Annotated in this window: 20 protein-coding genes and 3 pseudogenes; 7 read left to right on the top strand and 16 right to left on the bottom strand. The window is 66.1% G+C overall.

Annotation, left to right across the window (positions count from 1 at the left end):
- Window positions 1-46 precede the first annotated feature (46 nt).
- The 3 genes from egtD to KS03_RS05475 form a co-directional block, all read right to left on the bottom strand.
- Window positions 47-1,042 carry an L-histidine N(alpha)-methyltransferase gene (gene egtD / locus KS03_RS05485; protein ID WP_015877793.1) on the bottom strand — a complete coding sequence of 332 codons (996 nt, stop codon included), beginning with the start codon at window positions 1,040-1,042 and terminating at the stop codon, window positions 47-49.
- Entirely contained in the window at window positions 1,026-2,273 is a 1,248-nt protein-coding gene (egtB, locus tag KS03_RS05480) for an ergothioneine biosynthesis protein EgtB (protein WP_015877794.1), read from the bottom strand. The genes egtD and egtB overlap by 17 nt, the downstream gene beginning before the upstream one ends.
- A 187-nt stretch (window positions 2,274-2,460) precedes the next feature.
- On the bottom strand, window positions 2,461-2,844 hold the full coding sequence (locus KS03_RS05475; protein ID WP_015877795.1) for a DUF427 domain-containing protein: 384 nt from the start codon (window positions 2,842-2,844) through the stop codon (window positions 2,461-2,463).
- Between the two features lie 549 nt (window positions 2,845-3,393).
- On the opposite strand from KS03_RS05475, the gene alr reads away from it, so the two are divergent.
- The 3 genes from alr (at window position 3,394) to KS03_RS05455 (ending at window position 5,500) form a co-directional block, all read left to right on the top strand.
- A complete protein-coding gene (gene alr, locus KS03_RS05470) occupies window positions 3,394-4,521 on the top strand; it encodes an alanine racemase (protein ID WP_015877796.1) in 1,128 nt (375 codons plus the stop codon).
- Between the two features lie 425 nt (window positions 4,522-4,946).
- Window positions 4,947-5,282, top strand: a complete 336-nt coding sequence (locus tag KS03_RS05460; RefSeq protein WP_015877797.1) for a hypothetical protein — start codon at window positions 4,947-4,949, stop codon at window positions 5,280-5,282.
- A complete protein-coding gene (locus KS03_RS05455; protein WP_015877798.1) occupies window positions 5,282-5,500 on the top strand; it encodes a hypothetical protein in 219 nt (72 codons plus the stop codon). The genes KS03_RS05460 and KS03_RS05455 overlap by 1 nt, the downstream gene beginning before the upstream one ends.
- 311 nt (window positions 5,501-5,811) lie before the next feature.
- Here KS03_RS05455 and KS03_RS05450 read toward each other — a convergent pair whose 3' ends face one another.
- Window positions 5,812-7,014, bottom strand: a complete 1,203-nt coding sequence (locus tag KS03_RS05450; RefSeq protein WP_015877799.1) for a porin — start codon at window positions 7,012-7,014, stop codon at window positions 5,812-5,814.
- Window positions 7,015-7,055: 41 nt separating this feature from the next.
- On the opposite strand from KS03_RS05450, the gene KS03_RS31020 reads away from it, so the two are divergent.
- Complete coding sequence (locus tag KS03_RS31020; RefSeq protein ID WP_017433370.1) at window positions 7,056-7,274, top strand: hypothetical protein; 219 nt, start codon at window positions 7,056-7,058, stop codon at window positions 7,272-7,274.
- Window positions 7,275-7,524: 250 nt separating this feature from the next.
- Here the strand turns inward: KS03_RS31020 and KS03_RS05445 are convergent, their stop codons facing one another.
- Both KS03_RS05445 and KS03_RS05440 read right to left on the bottom strand, forming a co-directional pair.
- Window positions 7,525-9,285, bottom strand: coding sequence for a rhodanese-related sulfurtransferase (locus KS03_RS05445; protein WP_015877800.1), 1,761 nt, complete (start codon window positions 9,283-9,285; stop codon window positions 7,525-7,527).
- A gap of 46 nt (window positions 9,286-9,331) precedes the next feature.
- Window positions 9,332-9,949, bottom strand: a complete 618-nt coding sequence (locus KS03_RS05440; protein ID WP_015877801.1) for a cysteine dioxygenase family protein — start codon at window positions 9,947-9,949, stop codon at window positions 9,332-9,334.
- A gap of 62 nt (window positions 9,950-10,011) precedes the next feature.
- Here KS03_RS05440 and KS03_RS32650 point away from each other — a divergent pair, with 62 nt between their 5' ends.
- Entirely contained in the window at window positions 10,012-10,122 is a 111-nt protein-coding gene (locus KS03_RS32650; protein ID WP_017433237.1) for a helix-turn-helix domain-containing protein, read from the top strand.
- Between the two features lie 537 nt (window positions 10,123-10,659).
- Here the strand turns inward: KS03_RS32650 and KS03_RS29595 are convergent.
- From KS03_RS29595 to KS03_RS05415, 4 genes and pseudogenes are all read right to left on the bottom strand, one after another.
- Window positions 10,660-11,165 (bottom strand): annotated as a pseudogene (locus KS03_RS29595) (IS5 family transposase); the annotation flags it as partial.
- An 85-nt stretch (window positions 11,166-11,250) separates the two neighbouring features.
- On the bottom strand, window positions 11,251-11,937 hold the full coding sequence (locus KS03_RS05425) for a DUF799 domain-containing protein (RefSeq protein ID WP_015877803.1): 687 nt from the start codon (window positions 11,935-11,937) through the stop codon (window positions 11,251-11,253).
- A 12-nt stretch (window positions 11,938-11,949) separates the two neighbouring features.
- The gene (locus KS03_RS05420; protein WP_015877804.1) at window positions 11,950-12,435 is read right to left on the bottom strand and encodes a DUF4810 domain-containing protein; all 486 of its coding nucleotides are present in this window, start codon (window positions 12,433-12,435) and stop codon (window positions 11,950-11,952) included.
- 50 nt (window positions 12,436-12,485) lie between these two features.
- Complete coding sequence (locus tag KS03_RS05415) at window positions 12,486-13,133, bottom strand: CsgG/HfaB family protein (protein ID WP_373419924.1); 648 nt, start codon at window positions 13,131-13,133, stop codon at window positions 12,486-12,488.
- Between the two features lie 246 nt (window positions 13,134-13,379).
- On the opposite strand from KS03_RS05415, the pseudogene KS03_RS29590 reads away from it, so the two are divergent.
- Window positions 13,380-14,185: pseudogene (locus tag KS03_RS29590) on the top strand (IS5 family transposase).
- A gap of 50 nt (window positions 14,186-14,235) precedes the next feature.
- Here KS03_RS29590 and KS03_RS33325 read toward each other — a convergent pair.
- The 4 genes from KS03_RS33325 to KS03_RS31015 form a co-directional block, all read right to left on the bottom strand.
- Window positions 14,236-14,445: a DUF746 domain-containing protein gene (locus KS03_RS33325; protein WP_230674351.1), complete on the bottom strand. Its 210-nt coding sequence runs from the start codon at window positions 14,443-14,445 to the stop codon at window positions 14,236-14,238.
- A 562-nt stretch (window positions 14,446-15,007) separates the two neighbouring features.
- Complete coding sequence (locus KS03_RS05405; RefSeq protein WP_015877806.1) at window positions 15,008-16,747, bottom strand: ShlB/FhaC/HecB family hemolysin secretion/activation protein; 1,740 nt, start codon at window positions 16,745-16,747, stop codon at window positions 15,008-15,010.
- Window positions 16,748-16,804: 57 nt separating this feature from the next.
- Window positions 16,805-17,020: a DUF805 domain-containing protein gene (locus tag KS03_RS29580; RefSeq protein ID WP_373419903.1), complete on the bottom strand. Its 216-nt coding sequence runs from the start codon at window positions 17,018-17,020 to the stop codon at window positions 16,805-16,807.
- A gap of 34 nt (window positions 17,021-17,054) precedes the next feature.
- Window positions 17,055-17,537 (bottom strand): hypothetical protein, encoded by a 483-nt coding sequence (locus tag KS03_RS31015; protein WP_127913893.1) that lies wholly within the window; start codon window positions 17,535-17,537, stop codon window positions 17,055-17,057.
- Window positions 17,538-17,821: 284 nt separating this feature from the next.
- Here KS03_RS31015 and KS03_RS29575 point away from each other — a divergent pair.
- Window positions 17,822-18,370: pseudogene (locus KS03_RS29575) on the top strand (IS6 family transposase); the annotation flags it as partial.
- 68 nt (window positions 18,371-18,438) lie between these two features.
- Here the strand turns inward: KS03_RS29575 and bcpO are convergent.
- Together bcpO and KS03_RS29565 are read right to left on the bottom strand one after the other, a co-directional pair.
- Window positions 18,439-18,621 (bottom strand): CDI system lipoprotein BcpO, encoded by a 183-nt coding sequence (gene bcpO / locus KS03_RS29570; RefSeq protein WP_230674352.1) that lies wholly within the window; start codon window positions 18,619-18,621, stop codon window positions 18,439-18,441.
- A gap of 70 nt (window positions 18,622-18,691) precedes the next feature.
- On the bottom strand, window positions 18,692-19,501 hold the full coding sequence (locus tag KS03_RS29565; RefSeq protein WP_015877809.1) for an immunity 49 family protein: 810 nt from the start codon (window positions 19,499-19,501) through the stop codon (window positions 18,692-18,694).
- Window positions 19,502-19,504: the final 3 nt, after the last annotated feature.

The raw sequence follows: 19,504 nt of genomic DNA, 5'->3' as shown, positions 1-19,504 counted from the left end.
CTCTCAGCTGCCGGTCACGGGCGCCATCGCCACGCCAGCGGCACGCTCAACGCGCGGGGCTCGCCAGCCAGTGCAGGCTGAACAGCCGCGCCTCGTCGGTCCATACCGCCGCCGGCACGAAGCCGGCGCGGGTGGCGAGCTCGCGGAATCCGTCGATGGTGAACTTGCGCGAGTTCTCGGTATGGAGCGTCTCGCCCTCGGCGAACCGGAACCCGCGGCCACCCACGTGGACGGTCTGCTCGCGGCGGCTCACCAGATGCATCTCGATGCGCTGCAGGCGGCTGTCGTAGAACGCACGGTGCGCCCAGTGCTCGAGTTCGAAATCGGCGCCGAGTTCGGCGTTGGCGCGCGCGAGCAGGTTCAGGTTGAACGCGGCCGTGACGCCGGCCGAATCGTTGTAGGCCGCGTTGAGGATCGCCTCGTCCTTCACCAGATCGACGCCGATCAGCATCCCGCCGCCCGCCAGCAGCGCGGCCGAACGGCTCAGGAACGTCTCGGCCTCCTCGTTCGAGAAATTGCCGATCGTCGAGCCGAAGAAGATGCCGACGCGCCGCGCCGGCACGCGCGCGAGTTCGCGCATCGATTCGGCCTGCAGGTAGTCGGCCGCCACCGGCTGCACGTCGAGGCCCGGGTACTGCCGGCGCAGCGTCTCGGCCGACTGGCGCAGATGGGCGGCCGAGATGTCCACCGGCACGTAGCTCGCGGGCGGCACGCTCGCGATGCAGGCATCGAGCACGAAACGGATCTTCGACAGCGAACCGGCGCCGAACTCGATCAGGTTCGCGCCGGCGCCGAACGCGGCGGCGATGTCGGCCGCGTGGCGTTCGAGAATCGCGTGCTCGGTGCGGGTCGGATAGTACTCGGGCAGTTCGCAGATCCGGTCGAACAGCGCCGAGCCGGCCGCGTCGTAGAAATACTTCGGCGAAATGCTGCGAGGCGTCGTGCTCAGCCCTTCGATCAGGTCGCGGCCGAACGGGCTCGGCTTGCGGGCACGGGCAGCGGTGCCCGCGTCGGGTCGGAACAGGTCAGAGGTCTCGTACAAGGCGCACTCCTGTGAATTGCCAGCGCGCGGCCGGCGGGAAGAAGTTGCGGTAGGTCGGCCGCGCGTGGCCGCGCGGCGTGGCGAGGCTGCTGCCGCGCAACACCTGCTGTCCCACCATGAACTTGCCGTTGTATTCCGAGGCAATGCCGGGCAGCGGCCGGAAGCCCGGATACGGATCGTAGGACGAACGCGTCCATTGCCAGACGTGGCCGAGCATCTGCGCGATGCCGGGCAGCGCGCAGGCCGCCTCCCATTCGAACTCGGTCGGCAGCCGCGCGCCGGCCCATTCCGCATAGGCCGCGGCCTCGAAGAAACTCAGATGCTGCACCGGCGCGTCGGGATCGAGCGCCTGCAGGCCGCCTAGGCCGAACGCCTGCCAGCCGGCCGCGTCCGGCGGCTCGGCGCCGGCCTCGCGCGCATGCCAGTAGGCCGGCGCACGCCAGCCTTCGCGCTGTACCGCCGCCCAGCCGTCGGACAGCCACAGCGCCGCGCTCTTGTAGCCGCCGTCGGCGATGAAGGCCGCGTAGTCGCGGTTGCTCACCAGCCGGTCCGCGATCTCGAACGGCCGCACCAGCGCCTGGTGGCGCGGGCCTTCGTTGTCGAACGCGAAACCGTTGCCGTCGTGGCCGATCTCGACGATGCCGCCCGCATGCGCGAGCCAGCGCGGTGCGCCCGCCGGCGGGCCGGCGGGCAGGCTCGGCGCGGCGCCGTCGGCGCGGTAGGCAGGCAGCAGCGGATTGAGCGAGAACGCGTGCAGGATGTCGGTCAGCAGCAGTTCCTGATGCTGCTGCTCATGGTTCAGGCCGAGCGTGATCTCGGGCGCGATCTCGACGAGCAGCGGCAGGTCGGCGCCCGCCACCAGTTCCAGCAGCCGCGCGTCGACGTGGCGCCGGTAGGCATGGACCTCGTCGAGCGACGGCCGCGACAGCATCCCGCGCTGCGGCCGCGCGTGGCGCGGGCCGAGCGCCTCGTAGTACGAATTGAACAGGTAGGCGAAGCGTTCGTCGAACGGCACGTAGCCGGGCACATGGCGCGCGAGGATCACCGTCTCGAAGAACCAGGTGGTGTGGCCGAGGTGCCATTTGGTCGGACTCGCGTCCGGCATCGACTGTAGCGCCTGATCCTCGGCGCTGAGCGGGCTCGCCAGTTCGAGGCTGTGAGCCCGAACGTCGGCGATCTCCCGTTCCAGGGTTGACGCGAGGGTGCGCGCCGAGAGTTCGTTCTTGGTCATCTTGTGAGGTCTCGGGGGTGATGGCCGCCTGCGGCGGCGGGCCGGCCTTGAATCACGAGGCGTCCCGCGTTGCACGCGGCCGGCGCGCGGACGGCGGGGCCGGCGCGGCCCGCGGCGCCGGGCACGCAAGTCGCTCCACGCGCGGCGCGGCAGCGGTGACAGCGGCGTGCCTCGGCGGCGGCGAAAATTAAGGTGCAATCTCGATGGCGTCGACCCGATCCGGATAGAACGCGAAATGGCCGGCGATCGGCGCCACCGCGTCGTAGGGCGTCTCATACGACCAGATCGCATTCTCGCCGCGTTTGCCCAGTTCGGGAATCGAGTAGTAGACAGCCTCGCCCTTGTAGGGGCAGTAGCTGGTATGCGCGCTGCGCTCGACGCGCGTGAGGTCGACGTCGGCGCGCGGCACGTACTGGACCGGCCCGTAACTGGCCTCGCGCAGTGTCAGCGCGCGATGCGTGTCGGCGAGCGGCGCGGCGCCGGCCGTGACGCGCACCTGAGCGAGCGTCGGCGCGATCGAAATCGGATGATCCGGGCCGGGAGCCCGGACGGGGCGATCGGATGAGGACATGGACTCGCTCCTTCGGCGGACATCGCGATTGACATGACTCACGCATCCTACGTTGAATTCGTGAATGGCGTGCGGCACCGGCACGGCCTCACGGCGGCCAGCACCGTGGCGGCCCTCCGTCCTTCCCGCGGCTGCCATGCCGCGCGCCGTGGCCCGGCCGGCGCCGGTCACCCGCGCCGCGCATGCCGCCGCCGCCCGCTGCCCGGCCGGCCTCCGACACCTTCGGCACGACCCGCCGCGTGCGCCAGGCGCGCCCCGCGCCCATCCCGTGCCAATCCGCAGTTTCCATGCCCGGAGCGCGCGGCGAATGCTGCCGCTAGGCCGGTATTCGATGCCGGTTCGGCGGCGTTGGGCGCGCTTCGCAAGACGTGTCGGGCCGAAACAAACAGGCGATTCTTACCAAAAAATGGACAAATACATTAAATAAAACTGCTTTAAAGCCAATATGATGGCCGCCGAACCCAACTTTTCTCAATAATACGCGATCGACAGCCGGCCGGCCGCGAGGCCGCCCGGCCTGTGCCGCCCACGACATCGTCCGAGACAGCCATGCCCCGTCCCATCGTCGCCCAGATCCGCCCCGCCGCCGTTCGCCACAATCTCGCCATCATCCGGCGCAAGGCCGCCGGCACGCGCATCTGGGCCGTCGTGAAGGCCAACGCCTACGGCCACGGCATCGAGCGGATCTATCCGGCGCTCGCCGACGCGGACGGCATCGCGCTGCTCGACCTCGACGAAGCCGTGCGGGTGCGTGAGCTCGGCTGGACCCGGCCGGTGCTGCTGCTCGAGGGGCTGTTCGACGCGTCCGACGTCGCGGTCGCGGACCGCTACCGGCTCACCGTGGCGGTCCACGGCGAGGAGCAGCTCGACATGCTCGCGAGCGCGCGCCCCAGCCGGCCGATCGACATCCAGCTCAAGATGAATTCCGGGATGAACCGCCTCGGCTTCCGGCCGAGCGCGTTTCGCGCCGCCTGGGAGCGCGCCTCGGCCACGCCGGCAGTGGGCCGGATTGCGCTGATGACGCATTTCGCCAACGCCGACGAAGGCGAGGTGGCATGGCAGACCCAGCAGTTCGACGCCGCCACCGAGGGCCTGCCCGGCGAGCGCTCGCTGTCGAACTCGGCCGCGGTGCTCTGGCATCCGGACGCGCACCGCGACTGGGTGCGCCCCGGCACGATCCTGTACGGTGCCTCGCCCACCGGTGCCACGCGACATATCGCCGACACCGGCCTGGTGCCGGCCATGACGCTGACGAGCCGGCTGATCGGCGTGCAGACGATCGAGGAGAACGAGACGGTGGGTTATGGCCGGCGCTTCGCCGCCAAGCGCACGATGCGCATCGGCGTGGTGGCGTGCGGCTACGCCGACGGCTACCCGCGCCACGCGCAGACCGGCACGCCAATCGCCGTGGACGGTATCGTGACGCGCGTGGTCGGCCGCGTGTCGATGGACATGCTGACGGTGGACCTGACGCCATGCCCGAACGCGCGGGTGGGCTCGTCGGTCGAGCTGTGGGGCGAACAGGTGCGCGTGGACGACGTGGCCGAGGCCTCCGGTACGATCGGTTACGAGCTGATGTGCGCGATCGCGCGGCGCGTGCCGGTGGTGGTCGAGCCGCTGGTGGACGCGCCTGCGCTCGACATGCCGGTATTGCGCACCGGCAGCTACGGGCGCTGAACGGCGCAGGCGGCGGCCGCTCCGGCCAGCCGCCGCGGCACGGCCTGCGCCGGCCCGCTGCCGGCCGACACGCGCCCTCCATTCGCGGGCTTGCCGCCGCGCCCCACCTCGCGCCGCAACACGCATGCCGCACGCGCCGGCGCGCAGCCGGGCCGGCTGAACCCGCGCCGCGCCTGGCGCCGCCCGGTGCCTACGCCTTCCTGCCGGGCCGAAAATACTGTATATTCGTACAGCACTCATACCTATCCCGGCCGATGAAAATCGCTGTCGGGCAGGTGGTCCATGCGACAATCACGTGTTGGCCCGATCATCAGGCGCGGCGGAAAAATGCGCGACATCGGCCGACGAGGGACCGGACGGCGCGGCAGTCGCGCCCCGTTCCGGCGCGATACGGAGAATACATAGTGAAACTGGTTGGATGCGGGTTGCTGCTGCTGGCGTGTACGTCGCCGGCATTCGCGGGCGACCATTACGTCGAGATCTGGAATCCGCCCGAAGCGCGCGGCGGCGTGCATCATGATCCGGCAGCGGCGAAGGCCGCGAAGCACAAGCACGTGGCCCCCCGCCTCGTTGACGCAGGGGTGCGCCCGCCCGCCCTCGAGGCCGCGCCGAAGGCCGGCCAGAGCAGGCCGCACGCGCTCGACCGCGACCTGCACCGCGCGGCACCGGGCACGCCGGAGATCCCGCGCTTGTTTACGCCCGACGGCAACGTGCTGCGCGTCGGCACGCACGGCGCGCACGGCGTCGAGGTGGTGCGCTGATGGAAGCCGAAAGCTACAAGGGCTATCAAATCTGGGGGCATGCGATCCTGCAGCAAGACGAGATCATGCGGCCCGATCGTTATGCGGCGAGCGGAACGATCACGCGCAACAATCGGCTCGTCGAGGCATCGAGCGTGCTCGGCGTGTTCGACACCGATGAGGAAGCGCGCCTGGCAGGGCTCGAATGGGCGCGCGCCTGGGTCGACAGCCACGGCTGAGCGCGCCGGCTGCCTGTTGCTTGCGCTTGCCGCGCTGCCGCTACGCAGCCGCCATTCGCGATGCCGAGGGTGCCCCTGCCCCTCACGAACCACCCCGCCTCGCCGCCGGCTTCACGCGGCTGGGCCACGCGGCCGCCCGCGCCGCGCCTGCGCGCCGTCAGGCGCCCCGCCTTCCATCGCCCGCCCGCCTTCCCCTGCGATCCCCGCTTGCCATCGTTCCCGGCCGCCCTGCGATCGTGCAGACGCCGCCCGCTAGGCATGCGCACTCCGGCGCAACACGGGCGGCCGCGCTACCGCGCGAAACGGCTCGCTCAGAAGCGATGCACCATGCCGACGCCGATCGCGAGCTGACTGCTGGTGGTGGAGGGCGTGAGATTGAAGCCGTCGCCGATCGACGCCGTGGCCGCGATCACCTTGCCGTTCAGCAAGGTCTCGCCGCCCGCGTGCTGGTAGGCCTCGATCGCGTAGAGGCCGGTGCGCTTCGATAGGCTATAGACCTGCGCCAGCGTGAACTGATGGTAGCGCGCCGCCTTGCCGACGGCGTTGGCGAGCGCCGCGCGCGTGTAGCTGTAGCCCATCGCAAGATCCCACGCGGCCACCGGCCTGAAGTGCAGCACCGCGCCGGCCGTGTTGAAGATCGCCGTGTCGCGAAACGCCGAGCCGGAGCCAGGGATGTACTGGACGTTCGAGTACGACGCCGTCACGTCCCAGCGCGAGGTGAGCCGATAGCCGGCCGTCACCGCCACGCGCTGCTGCGCCTGGGCCGACGCGTAGCCGTTGTTGATCGCCGACACCGATGTCTGCGCGCCGCCGTTGGCGGTCGTCGATGCCGCCCCCCACTCGCCTCCGCCCGGCGTCGAATTGTTGATGCGCAGAAAGCCGGCGGCGATGCCGAGCGGGCCGTTCATGTACTGCAGCCCAGCGCTCCAGGTGGCGCCGGCGTTCACGCTGCCCGGCACCCCGCCGAACGAGTACGAGCCGCCGACCGTGAACCCGTGGTATCGGGGCGAGAGGTAGACGATCGAGTTGTTGGCGCGATAGCTGGTGTCGAGCGCATCGATGTCGCCAGGATGCGCGCCGAAATAGCCGGTCAGCCAGGTGGTCGGACTCCACGGCGCGAGCAGCGTGTAGTAAGCGGTGTACTGGCGGCCTGCCGTCAGCGTGCCGTACTTCGCGTCGGACAGCCCGACGAAGGCCTGCCGCGTGAAGATGCCGCCCGGGAACTGCGGACTGCCGTTCGCGGTATTGATGCCGGCCTCGAGCGTGAACACGGCCTTGGTGCCACCGCCCAGGTCCTCCACGCCGCGCAGGCCGACGCGGCTGCCCTCCGTGACGCCCGTCGACATCTTCAGCGACGCGTGGCCCCCCGAGGTCTGGCCAAGCGTGCCGCTGCTGTTCTGATAGGCGAGCCCCGTGTCGATGATGCCGTACAGCGTGACGCTGCTCTGCGCCTGCGCGGCCGTGGCCGCCACCAGTCCGGCTGCCGTCACGACAACCGCCACGTATGTCTTCATTGTTTCCCCGTCCTAAGATTGCTTGGTCTCTGGCTTGCGGCATGGACGAGTTCCATGCCGGCGCCATTCTGGACGATCGCCTGACGTTTACCTATCGACGCGTAACGCGTGATGCGGCGCAGCCCAGCGCGGCCGCGCATCGGACGGCGAGCGTCGGCGGTGCGCCGCACAACGCACTTTCGCCGGTGGCAAGGCCGAGCTGCAAGCGCGTGTTTGCGGTGCGTCGCTTCACTTCCCCCACCCCGCAGCAGGCGTGTTGAGGCCGAAATTGCTGCAACGCGCCAGACAGGTCGACGGGCGGATTCCGGTGAAATGCGTCCCGATGTCTCGCGTCAAAAACCTGCGGCTTCCTTGTTGTATTCGAGCATCGCAATATCGGCGAGCGAACGACGGCCGCAGGCACGCACATCGGCTCGGTGCATGGTTCGGACTGCTTGGCGAGCGGGCAGTTATCGTGAGCAAACGCAGGCGGCGAGCTGCGCGCCGTTCGCGCCGGCCCGCCGAACTCGCTCAGATCACGTGAAAATGATGCGTGCCGTCGCGGCCGAGTTGCGCGACCAGGCCGAACTCCCAATCGAGATACGCCTGCATCGCCGCCGCCGCGTTCTGCGTGCCTTCGTAGGGACGCCGGTAGCGGTCGTCACGTTGCGAAGCGAGGCGCGTCTCGCCCTGCTCGAGCGGCAGGCCCGCGTCGATCCAGGCCTGCGTGCCGCCGTCCAGCACGAATACGCCCACCTCGGCCGGCAGCAGCGCGCGCAGGTCGGCCGCCGCGAACGCGGCCAGCTGCGAGGTGCCGCAGGTCAGCACGTAGCGCCGCGCGGCCGGAATCGCGGCCAGCGCCTCGCGCAGCCGCGCGCGGATCACATACCACGCACCGGGTATGTGCCGCTTCACGTAGTTCGCGCCAGCGCTCACGTCGATCACGGCCGGCACGTCGCCGTCCGCGGCATCGAGCCACGCCGCGAGCGTGGCCGGCGTGACGCGCGCCACCGGTGCCGCCTCGGGCGCGCGCGCCGGCGGCATGCCGGCCTCGCCGCCCGAGGCGGCCTGCGCCGGCTCGACTACGTAGACGTCCCAGCCCATCTGGGCGAGCCACGAGGCGCTCATGTCGGCACGCACGCCGTCGTCGTCGGCCAATACGATGCGCGCGCCGCGCACCGGCGCGTGATGATCGGTTTCCTGCACGAGCTGGCCACCCGGCGCGCTGGTGAAGCCGGGCAGATGGCCGGCCGCATATTCGCCGGGCGTGCGCACGTCGAACCGGTAGACGGTGCGGCGCCCGCCCTCGCCGAGCGCGTCCACCTCGGCCGGCGCAACGCGCTTGACGCCCGCCCTGGCGGCCACCGCGCGCGCGCCGTCTCGCGCGGCGGCGCGATGCGCATCGGCCACCGCCTCGGGAAAGCGCCGCGTGGCGCCATGCTCGAGCGCCTGCCCGGCCAGCGTCCAGCCGATCGTGCCGTTGCGCAGCGCGGCCACCGGATTCGGCAGCCCCGCGTTCACGAGCGACTGCGTGCCGATGATGCTGCGCGTGCGCCCCGCGCAGTTGACGATCACGCGCGTGGCCGGATCGGGCGCGAGCTCGCGCACGCGCAGCACGAGTTCGGCGCCGGGCACGCTGGTCGCGGTTGGAATGCTCATGGTCTGGTATTCATCGAAGCGGCGCGCATCGACGATCACCACGTCGGCCCTCGATTCGATCAGCGCCTGCACCTCCTGCGCCGACAGCGACGGCGTGTGGCGCTTCGCTTCCACGTATTCGCCGAACGCCTTGCTCGGCACGTTGACGTCGATGAACAGCTCGCCGCCCGCGCGGCTCCATGCCGCGAGACCGCCGTCGAGCAGGTGCACGCGCGTGTAGCCGAGACCGGCGAGCACGGACGCCGCGCGCGGCGCGAGATCCTCGTCGCCGTATTCGCCGTACAGCGCGATCGCGGTATCGCGGCGCGGGATGCGCGTCCAGGCCTCCAGCTCGAGCGTCGACAGCGGCAGGTTCGCGGCCCACAGCGGATGGCCGGCCGCATAGGGCGCCTCCTCGCGCACGTCGACGAGCGCGATCTCCTCGCGCGCGAGCAGCGCCGCGCGCACCTCGGCGACGGACAGGCGGGGAAACGCCGCATCGGACACGGCGGCGGCGGAACGAGCGGAGAAGGTGGCGGAATCGGACACGGCGTTCATCGGCAGGGAAAGAAAAGGGAAGGCCAGGCCGGGCGGCGTGCCGCGGCAAGCCCTACGATCGCGCGCTTCAGGCAGCGCGGCACCCGTGCTGAACATGCGGCGGACGGCCCGGGCGGGCCGCCGGGCGCGACCGGCAGCGCGCTCACGCGACGCCGGCCGGCAGCGTATAGCCGGAGACGAACGGCTTGCGCGTGCCGTCCTCGCGATAGACCGAGCGCTCGATCGCGCCGATGTCGGCGCCATAGACGTGGATGCTGATCGACACGCGGTCGTGGTAGACGTTGCCGACGCGGTGAACGTCGCCGAGCGTCGGCGACACCGCCTCGACCTGGCCCGGAGCAAGCCGCAGCGGCGCGCCGGCCGGCACCGGCAAGCCGGCGCCGTCGAACGCGTAGGGCTGCGAATATTCGGCGCCGCGCAGCATGCCGATCAGCCCCCAGACGGTGTGATCGTGGATCGGCGTGACCTGCCCCGGCCCCCAGACGAAGCTGACGATCGAGAATCGCGCGTCGGGATCGCGATGCAGCAGGAACTGCTGGTAGCGCTCGGGATCGGGCCGTGCGAACGATTCGGGCAGCCAGTCGTCACGCGCGACCAGATCGGCCAGCAGCGCGCCGCCGTCGCGCAGCACGCGTGCCTCGTCGGGCTGCGTGTCGATCAGACGCGAAAACGCGGCAACGAACCCGGCCAGCGGCGGCGCGGCGCGCTGCGCCTCGGCCGCGCGCGTCTGGTGCGTCTGGTGCAAGCCATGCGAATTCATCGGGAGCCCCTTCGAATACGATGCAGGTTCGTAACATCAAATCTGTTAGCTGCAAAACTAGCATGAAAATCGCTGATATCGATGCCTTCGCGGTGATGATTCGCTGCCAGCCGCTGAGCCAGGCCGCGCACGAACTCGGCGTCACGCAGCCGGCCATCGCGCGCCGCGCGTAGCACCTGGAGGAAGCCGCCCGGGGGGGGCATGCGCGACGCTGCCGCCCGCCGGGGCGTTCCGGCTCGGCATCACACATGGCATCGGGGAACGGACGCTGCCGGGACTGGTGGCGATGCTGCGCGCGCTGGCCGGCGCTCGCGCCCGGCATCGAGACCGGCCGGGCCGGCACGCTGCTCGACCGGCTCGCGCGCGACGAAACTCGACGCGGTGCTGGTGTTCGCCGCGCGTGACGGGCGAGCGGCTCGTGGTGGTGGCCGCGCGCGGCAGTTGCCCGCGGCGCGCCTACCGACTCGCCGATCTGCAGATGCGCGGCCGGATCCCGAATCCGAACGGCTGAGGCTTTCGCGCGAGCCTGAAGCGCGCGCTCGACGCCTATGGTCACGACGTGCGGTTGCAAGGCGTGGCGGGACGGCTTCGGGCTCGGCCTAGTGCCGTTGCCGCTGGTCGGCGCGAGCCCATTTACGACATGGTCGAGATCGTCAACGTCAGCGACTGCCGCCCGCCGGTCGCTCTCTGGCCTGGATGGCTCAGAGGCCGACCGCCTCGATCAGCGCAACCAGTTGGGTGACGTCGTTACGATTGGCGCCGCTCAGGATTACCGCGATCGGCATTCGGTTGGAGACGGTGGCGATGTGGCGCTTCGAACCGGGTCGCGCTCGATCGGTAGGGTGCGGGCCGGTTTTTCGCCCGCCCCAACCGCCCCAACCGCACGAATCGACGATGCGTCGACGACCGCGCGGGAGAAGTCGAGCTTCTCGGCGGCTCGCAGCTTCGCCGGCAGCACTGCATGCAGTCGATCCCGCACGCCGGCTTGCTGCCAATCGCGCCGCCGGCGCCAACCACTCAGGCCCGAGTCGCATCCCATTGCGGACGGTAAGTCGCGCCAGCGAATGCCCGTCATCAAGGCCCATAGGATGCCTGCCAAAGCCGCACGGTCCGCTACTGGCTTGCGGCCGGGATACCCGAAGCGGTGCGGCTTTGGCGGAGGTAGCAGTGGTGCGATCCGTGCCCGCCGTTGGTCATCAAGGATTGGCTTACCCATCTCCTTGGCCCGTCTGTCACGACGGCCGAGCTTAACAGGATGCTGAAACAGCCAACAGCCGCCGGGCTCTTTTTGCAAACCTCACTTAGTCGGTGCCGTACTTGGGCGAACGCGGCCCATACAGCAGGCCGTTGGGCGACCCGGCCGACAGCAGCTTGGCATTGGTCAGTCCGGCCACATCGACGCTCTCGTCGGTCACCGTCTTCGCGATCTGCTTGACGGCCGCCTGGGCCAGGTTGACGAACAGGCCGACCATGCCGCCGCCCTGCACGCCGCCTTGCATGCCGCCTAGTTCCTTGTCGGTGGCGCTCTGCGAACCGGTCCAGAGCACGTCGCCGGTACGCAGGTCGACCAGCTTGGCGCTCACCGAGACGGCGGTCACGCTGTCGATCACCTGGTAGGTCGTGCCGTAACGGGTGACTGTCATGTAGAGCGCCGAGTCGGCGCCAAAGATTTCACGCAGCTTGGCGGGCGACACCTCGGCGATGTCGTTGGGGCTTGTCAGGCCGTTGTACTTGAAGGTCTCCTCCATGGGGCCGACCGGCACCACGTAGTAGCCCGATTCCGCCAACGGCTGGGTAACCTGCGACAGCACGCCGAAGCTGGCCTTCACGTCATTAGTGTTGTTGACGGGCGGCAGCACCAGGATCGACTTCGGCTGGCTGCGCTTGAAAGCCGTGTAGTCGAGGCGCTGAACGGGGCCCGCGCAAGCAGCCAGCATGGCAAGCAGCGCGACGGCCGACAGTAGTTTGATCGAAATGCGTTGCAACATGAGGACCTCCGGTCAGTGATTCGCGGTCGGCGCAGTGGTGTCGGGGCGGGCTGCCGAAGCGGCGGCAGGCTGGGCGGCGGCGGGAGCCGTCACGGGCTGGTCGGCCGGTTTGAGCCCCGGCTTGGCGTCCTTGGCGTCGGCCTTCTTCTTCATCAGGAAATCCATGTATGGCGCGGATTCCGGGAATGAGTCCTTCTCGGCCTGGAAGGCCTGCATCGCCTGCTCGTCGTTGCCGACCGTGGCATAGAGCATGCCCAGTTGCGCCTCGAAACCCGGCGGCGGCCGATGGCCCTGCGCGCGGATCTTCTGCAGCGCCTTCTCGAGCACGTCGATCTGCTCCTGCGGCGACTTCTCCGCCGTGAAGTAGTCGTAGACGCTGCGCTGGTAGCCGTCCCATTGATAGAGCTGCGGGGTGCTCGGGGCCGCGCAGCCGGTCAGCAGCGCGCTGGCGGCAGCGAGCGACAGCCCGGCGCCGCGGATGAACGTGGCGGTCTTCATCGTGGTCGTGTGGTCGAGAGTGAAACGAGGGATGACGATTGATGTACGGCTCACTTGGCGGCGCCGAGAGCCCCGGCGTCGACCTGCGCGACGAGGCGCTCGACGGCCTCCTGGATCGCCAGGTCGAGCACCTTGCCGTTGAGCGTCGAATCGTAGCTGGCGGTGCCGCCGAAACCGATCACCTGGCGGCTTGACAGGCTGAACTCGCCGGCACCCTGGCTGGACAGCACGACCTCGGAGGTGGCGGCATCGACGATATTGAGGTTGACCTTGGCATAGGCCACCTGCTGCTTGCTGCTACCGAGGATGCCGAACAGTTCGTGATCGCCGACCTCCTTGCGGCCGAACTCGGTGACGTCGCCGGTCACCACGTAGCGCGCGCCCTTCACCGCCTGCTGCTGTTTCAGAAAGGCCGATTCCTGGCGGATCTCATCGAGGTTGTCGCGGTCGAGCACGCTGAAGCGGCGGCTCTGCTGCAGGTGCGTGATCAGGATCGTCTTGGCCTGGCCGCCGAGGCGGTCGATGCCGTCGGAGAAGATGCCGCGCATGTAGCTCGAGCGGTTGTCGAACTTGCCGACCGAGATCGTCACCGGCTTGCCGGCGAACGGCACCTGGGCACTGGGGGTCGGCGCCACCGGCAGGCTGCGCGAGGATTCGGTTGCGCAGGCGCCCAGGCCGAGCGCGAGCGCGGCGGACATTGCCGCCACGCAGGTGCGAGAACCAGCAGATTGGTTCATAGAGGGAACCTCATTAGTAAAAGGTAAAAGCTTCGATTTTTAAAACATGCGTTCCGGATCAGCCGATCCTGTCAGATGCCTCGTCCGGCACGTCCATGGGGCCTTGCTGACCGGCTACGCAGACCGGGATAAGGTGTGTGTTTTCATGGATTAAGAGCCGCTAACATAACCTAGACATGACGTAGCAGAAGTCGTATCGTCTGCGATATGGCAAGACGCAAAATCAGCAACGAGTTGTGGGTGGAGCTGGAACCGCTGATTCCGGAATTCACCCCATCGCCCAAGGGCGGACGGCGGCGCACGGTCGATGACCGAGCTGCGCTCAACGGCATCCTATATGTGCTGCAAACCGGTATCCCGTGGGAAGACCTCCCGCAAGAACTGGGCTTCGGCAGTGGCATGACGTGTTGGCGACGTCTGCGAGACTGGCAAGCGGCCGGTGTATGGCGCCGGCTGCATCTGGCGATGCTGCGTCGGCTGCGTGAGCACGACCAGATCGATTGGGAACGCGCCAGCCTCGATGGAGCCAGCGTCTCCAGCCCCCGGGGGGCCAGGAAACCGGCCCCAACCCGACCGACCGCGGCAAGCTCGGATCGAAGCGACACATCGTCGTAGATGCACGCGGCATTCCTCTGGCCGTCACGATCACGGGAGCCAACCGCCACGATTCGATGGCATTCGAGTCCACGCTCGATGCCATTCCTGCGGTACCCGGGCTGAACGGTCCGCCACGCAAGCGCCCGAGCAAACTGCACGCTGACAAAGGGTATGACTTCGGGCGTTGTCGACGTTATCTGAGACAGCGCGGCATCAAGGCTCGTATTGCACGCCGCGGTATCGAAAGCAGCGAACGGCTGGGCAGGCATCGTTGGGTCGTCGAGCGTACGCATGCCTGGTTCGCCGGATTCGGCAAGCTTCGAATTCGCTTCGAACGACGCCTCGATATTCATACCGCTCTGCTTGTCCTGGCTGCCGCCGTCATCTGCTCCAGATTCGTGGATGACTTGTGTTAGCGACTCTAAAACGCTATCCTGATTTGCCTAGTACCATCAGGCACCCTGCGTTATGTATGCTCGGAGATAATCTGCAGTCGCCCGTTGCGATCCATCAACTCGCGTCGCATCGAGAACAGCCGACCGCAGCCCGTGCATGACCTGCTCCGGCGGCCGACCTGCTGCGCGCTGCCGACACGACCGCAAAACGCGCACGGCGTCGCTGCCATCGGTTCGACTCCCAGCCGAATCCGGGCTGAAAGACTGCCACTCGGCTCCAACTGATCCGCAAATGCGGTGAACCATCGCCGGGCTCGTCCCGACGATGTCGGCTACCTACCTAATCGACAGGGGCAGCGAGAGATGGCGGATGAACAAGCGCCTACGCTCGAGCGAGGTCACCTTGGTGTTGATGACCGGCGTGCCGCGGCGCCGGGTGAACTTGGTTTTGCAGTTCGCGCAGCGAAAGTGCGGCAAGGCACCGTTCGGAGATGCGCCGAAACGCGTCCGGCCCCTACCACAGTCAGGGCGCCGCGGCGCTCGACGACTGCACGGATTCAATGCGTCGAATTCACGCGTCAAGCGGGCCTAAGCCTCAGGTCTTCCGGTGCACCGATCTCGTCAAATGCCAATGGCAGCGACACAAACAGATCAAGCTTCTTGACGTGCCTTTCGCCGAGCGGTGTGCCGACCGTGCGGCTGAAGTCGCGCGGGCAGCGTAGTCGCGGCTCGTGGCTAACGAACAAGATCGCCTCAATCCGCGCACGCAGAAATGCCGTCAGCGCCGAACCTTCATCGACTCAGCCGAGACGGCGTGACCCGGCACGAAGGGAGACTTTGCCATCAGAACTGCGCCATCGCCTGGAATCCGACCGTGACCCGCGCGGTCGGAAACCCGGACGGCTTGTAGACCGGCGTGCCGGCGAACAGGTCGTAGCCGTAGGCACCGAAGTGTGTGGCGACGCTGCCCTTGACGCCGATCACTGCGCCCGCGAGTTGCGTGCCCAACAGGGCAATCGGCTGTGCACCCCACACGCGGCCGTAATCGAGGCCCACATAGATCACCTGTCCGGTCTGTCCGATCGACGCCTGCAGTTCGTTGCGCCAATAAAAGCCGCGCGATGCCGCCAGCATCGTTTCGCCGTCGAATCCTCGCACCGTGTAGCGGCTGCCAATCGTCAGGTCGTCGATGTAGTACAGCGTGTTGCCGGTGTATTGGCCGTGGAACGTCGTCACGTACCGGAACGGCTGCTGCGCGATCGCGAACGGCGCCGACAGGTTGGCGTCGAGCACGGCCATCTGATAGCGGTAGGTCGGGCCGCCATCGGCGGCGAGCCTGTCGTCCTGCGCGCCGAATGCGCCCATACCCTGCCGGTATGCGAGCGTGCCGTCGAACTGCGCATTGCCGAAGTAGTGGCGATCGGTCAGGCCAAACTCGATGAACGTGTTGTTTCGGCGCTGCTGCGGGATTTCCGTATCTTCGATAAAGCTCTGCCCGAACCGGCGCGACAGCCTGAACTGCGCACCGAACACGTCGTTCTGGCTGCGCGACAGCACGCGGTTCAGCTTGAAATCGATCGTCTTCGAATTGCCGCTCGCAATGAACGTCTGGTTCACGCCGGCGATCTGCTGGTAATAGGTGTTCGTGTAAGCGGACAGCGTCGCGGTCCAGTAGCCCCACGGGATCGAATAAAAGCCGTTCCAGCCGTGCGAGCCCAGGCGCTTGTCGCCAAACTGCAGGTCCTGGTTCACGCCGATGTTGAAGATGTCGTTCAGGCCGAAGAGATTGTCGATGCCGAGCGACAGGCTGCCCTGCAGGCGGCCGGTCGCCCGCGTCCCCGAGTTGTCGATCGAGGCGACGACGGTCCACGGCTTGCCGCGCCTGACGTCGAGCACGACGTCGCTTTCGCCGGGTAGGTCAGCTGGCACGATTTTCATCGACACGTCCTGGCTCGACACGCGCTTCATCTGCTCGAGGCCCTGTTCCAGATCGCGCAGGTTCAGCAGGTCCCCGTCGCGGGTCGAAAAGGCCGTCTTCCAGGTGCCGCGCAGTTTCTCGTCGGCGAAGCGCACGTGGCGGATTACGCCGGGAATCAGCGAAAACTTGAGGGCACCGGTCGACAGATCCTGTTCGGGCACGAGCACGCGCGTCGTGACGTACCCGCGTGACAGGATCGCCTGCGACAGGCCTTTGACCAGCACGTCAATGCCTTGCTTGCCGACGCACTGGCCGGCGTAATGCGCGAGCCATTCGCGCGCGAAGGCGAAGCGATCGAGCAGCAATGCCGACGCGCCTTGCGATTTCAGGGAAGCGGACAGTGCATCGGGAACGTCGAGGGAGAAACGATCGATGCGAAAGCACGGCGTTTCCGGTGGCAGCATTGGAAACCGGGTGCTCGCCGTTGCGGTCGAGCGTACTCCCGGCGCGGAGACGGTGCGTTCGCGCTCACGCGCCTCTTCCTGCTGTCGGGTTTGCTGGTCGTTGCCCGGAATGATCAGGCGCGGCGCTTCTTGCGCCGACACGCTGGCCGCAACGAATAGCAGCGCCGCCACTGCGGAATTTCCCCGGCGAATGGTTTTCATGTATTTTTTAGATATGTACTCGTGGACTACGATTCGGTCGCGCATGCGGTCGGCGTGTCACTTTCGATCGAGTGCAGGCCATTCCACAAAAGCGAAAATCCAAATGGCGACAAGGTTCACGCCGGGAATCAACAACGCAAGCACCCACCAGCCTGAATGTCCGGTTCGACGCAAAATCCGGATATATGGATAAAGAAACAGACCATAAAAAATGAGCAACGTCATCAGAGCGACCGGCCCCCAACTTAAAAACGTCGTCATTGCATGGTTCATAGCTGCACCTTCATTGGTAGATCGATATTAGAGTTCAGATTTGTTTAAACAATCGGAAGATCAGGCCGCGTTTCTCGCGACTAGCGGGTGGAGATGACTGGCGCAAGCTACCCAGATCCGGCGTTTCCTCGCGGCGAAGGCGCTCCAACGCGGCCTCCAACGCCGAATCGGTATAGAACGGCACCGCGGGCCGGAGTCGGACGTAGGCGGGTGGCATCAGCGAATGATCGATCGGCTGATTCTCGAGTCCTCGAATTTCCCGGAGCCGCTGCCATGCCAGTATCAGTGCTGGAAACCGCGTAAGAAGGTGGCTGTTACTGAACTCGTACCAGTCTTTTCTGCGCGTCCGGTGCGGATAGTAATCACTTAACCAGATGATGTGATCCCGCATTGGCGTTAGATTAGCATCGCACCAATGCTCAAACAACTCATTCAACATGGGCTGAGTCAATGCTTGGGGTTTCTCTTCATTAGAACGCCCCATACGTAAAATTGAATGTTCCAGCGACTGAAGCAAACCCGTAGCAGCCAATGATAAAGCGGATAATGATCAGCATCAAAGAACCACCTCCGCTCGTATAGAGTTCCAATTTCTTCCGCCAGCATTCGTGCCTGACCAATCCATCTCGTGCATAGGCAGGTCGACAGAGTTTCGATGGCGCGATTCAGCGATATCAGATAGTCGGTGCGCGTAGAATTGATTTTTTATATTGGTCAATTCGCACCTTCCAATACTCGCAAACTGGAGTTTCGGCATGATAGAGACGTAATCACGCTTCATGGTCTTCACGAAGCTTTCAGTTTGGCCTGACCATCGCGAAGCGAATCCACTCAACGGCACCGGCCCGCGGCGACAAATGGCGCCTCGACGAAATGGTGGTCGTGATCCGCGGCCTGAAGCACTGGCGCTAGCGTGCCGGGAACCAACACGGCACAGTGCTCGACGTCCTGGTGCAGCGCCAGCGCAACGCTGCCGCGGCCAAGCGTCCAATGCGCAAGCTGCTCAGGCGCCACGGCCACCCGCGCGTGATGGTAGCCGACAAGCTTCGCAGCTACGCGGCGGCAAACATCGCCCTGCGTCTGGGCGTCGAGCATCGGCAGCACAAGGGGCTGAACAACCGAGCCGAGAATTCGCACCAGCCCAATCACATCCGCGAGAAGGTCATGCGCAGGTTCAAATCGGCACGTCAGCTGCAGCGATTCGCCTCGGTCCACGCTCAGGTTTCGAGCTTGTTGACGGGCTGCCGCTACCATTGCGAAGCCCAACAGAAACGAGCGGCCCGAGCCCAAGCGACGGAGCTATGGGAAAGGGCATCCGGCGCCCGCTTGGCGGCGCAAATCGATCGATAACCGGCTCCCACTGTCTCGGCTCGCCCGTCATCCGAACAATCTGACAATACCGTGTTGTTAGCTCGACTTTATGGTTTGGGTGCCAAGTGCCCCGGAACCCAAACCCATTCGGTACCGCCCCATCTCCAAAATCCCATGACCCAGATCGAGCTCGACCACGACGGCAACACCGGCTCCATTTCCGGCTTCGGCGGAGGACGCGGAGGCGCGTCTGGCGGCACGGTCTCGCATGCCGCGAGAAGCGCTGACATAGCAAACGCCAGAGCCGCCGACCGTTTGGTTTTCTTCATCATTACCTCAGCGTCACCGGACGTCGATCGATCATGTCTTAAACCACCGGGAAACGCGGCCGATCAGTCCTTGAGGAGGAGGCACCCAACCGGGTTTCAGAAAGTCGTAGACGTCATCGTAGTGATCGAGAGGCTTCACTGGCATCAGCTCCATTGGCACCAGCGGATGATCGATTTCGACAAAAACACCTCGGCGCCAGCACAGTTTCGCCTCCAGTACAGCCAAGAATGAAAAATAATCCTCTGTATACACGTGCTCCGACTTGCGTGAAGCGTCAGTGCGAATGATTTGCTCAAGCCCTTCTTTATCACCACGAATCAACGTCGAGAAAAAATCCTCACCACGCTCGCATTCAATTCTCAGCGGCTTCCGCCCGTTCTTCGCCATTCGGCGAATCTTGTCAGCTAGAGAAACATCGTCGCCCATCATAGCCAACTGAAGCATGTGAACATAGAACTGGTTATTTAATGGATCTTCTCTTGCACTTACGAACCCATGAGGTGAGGCGACCGAGAACGCCTGGACCATCGCATTGGAGTCGGATATCATCGAGTACAATAGGTAATCTGGTGTTTGCAGCTCGAAGCGATCCTCGCTTATGGCGAGGGAAGTCAACTTGAGAACACACGAGACGTATAAATTATTTTTGAGCGATGGCATATCGCCATTGACAAAATAATCATAAAGTCCGACCACAAAATGATCACTCGAAAGTCCATCATAACAGCGCTTCAAATCAATGGGCTTGATTCGATTGCGGATCTTGTCTGAAACCTCCGGAATATGCCGCATGGCCGCATCAAACCCAAAATATTTCCGCTTAATCGCCTCTGCATCCATTTC

It is taken from the genome of Burkholderia glumae LMG 2196 = ATCC 33617 (assembly GCF_000960995.1).
Lineage (GTDB): Bacteria > Pseudomonadota > Gammaproteobacteria > Burkholderiales > Burkholderiaceae > Burkholderia > Burkholderia glumae.
Note: the sequence above shows the minus strand (reverse complement) of the source record. Positions and strands in the feature narration are given on the sequence as shown.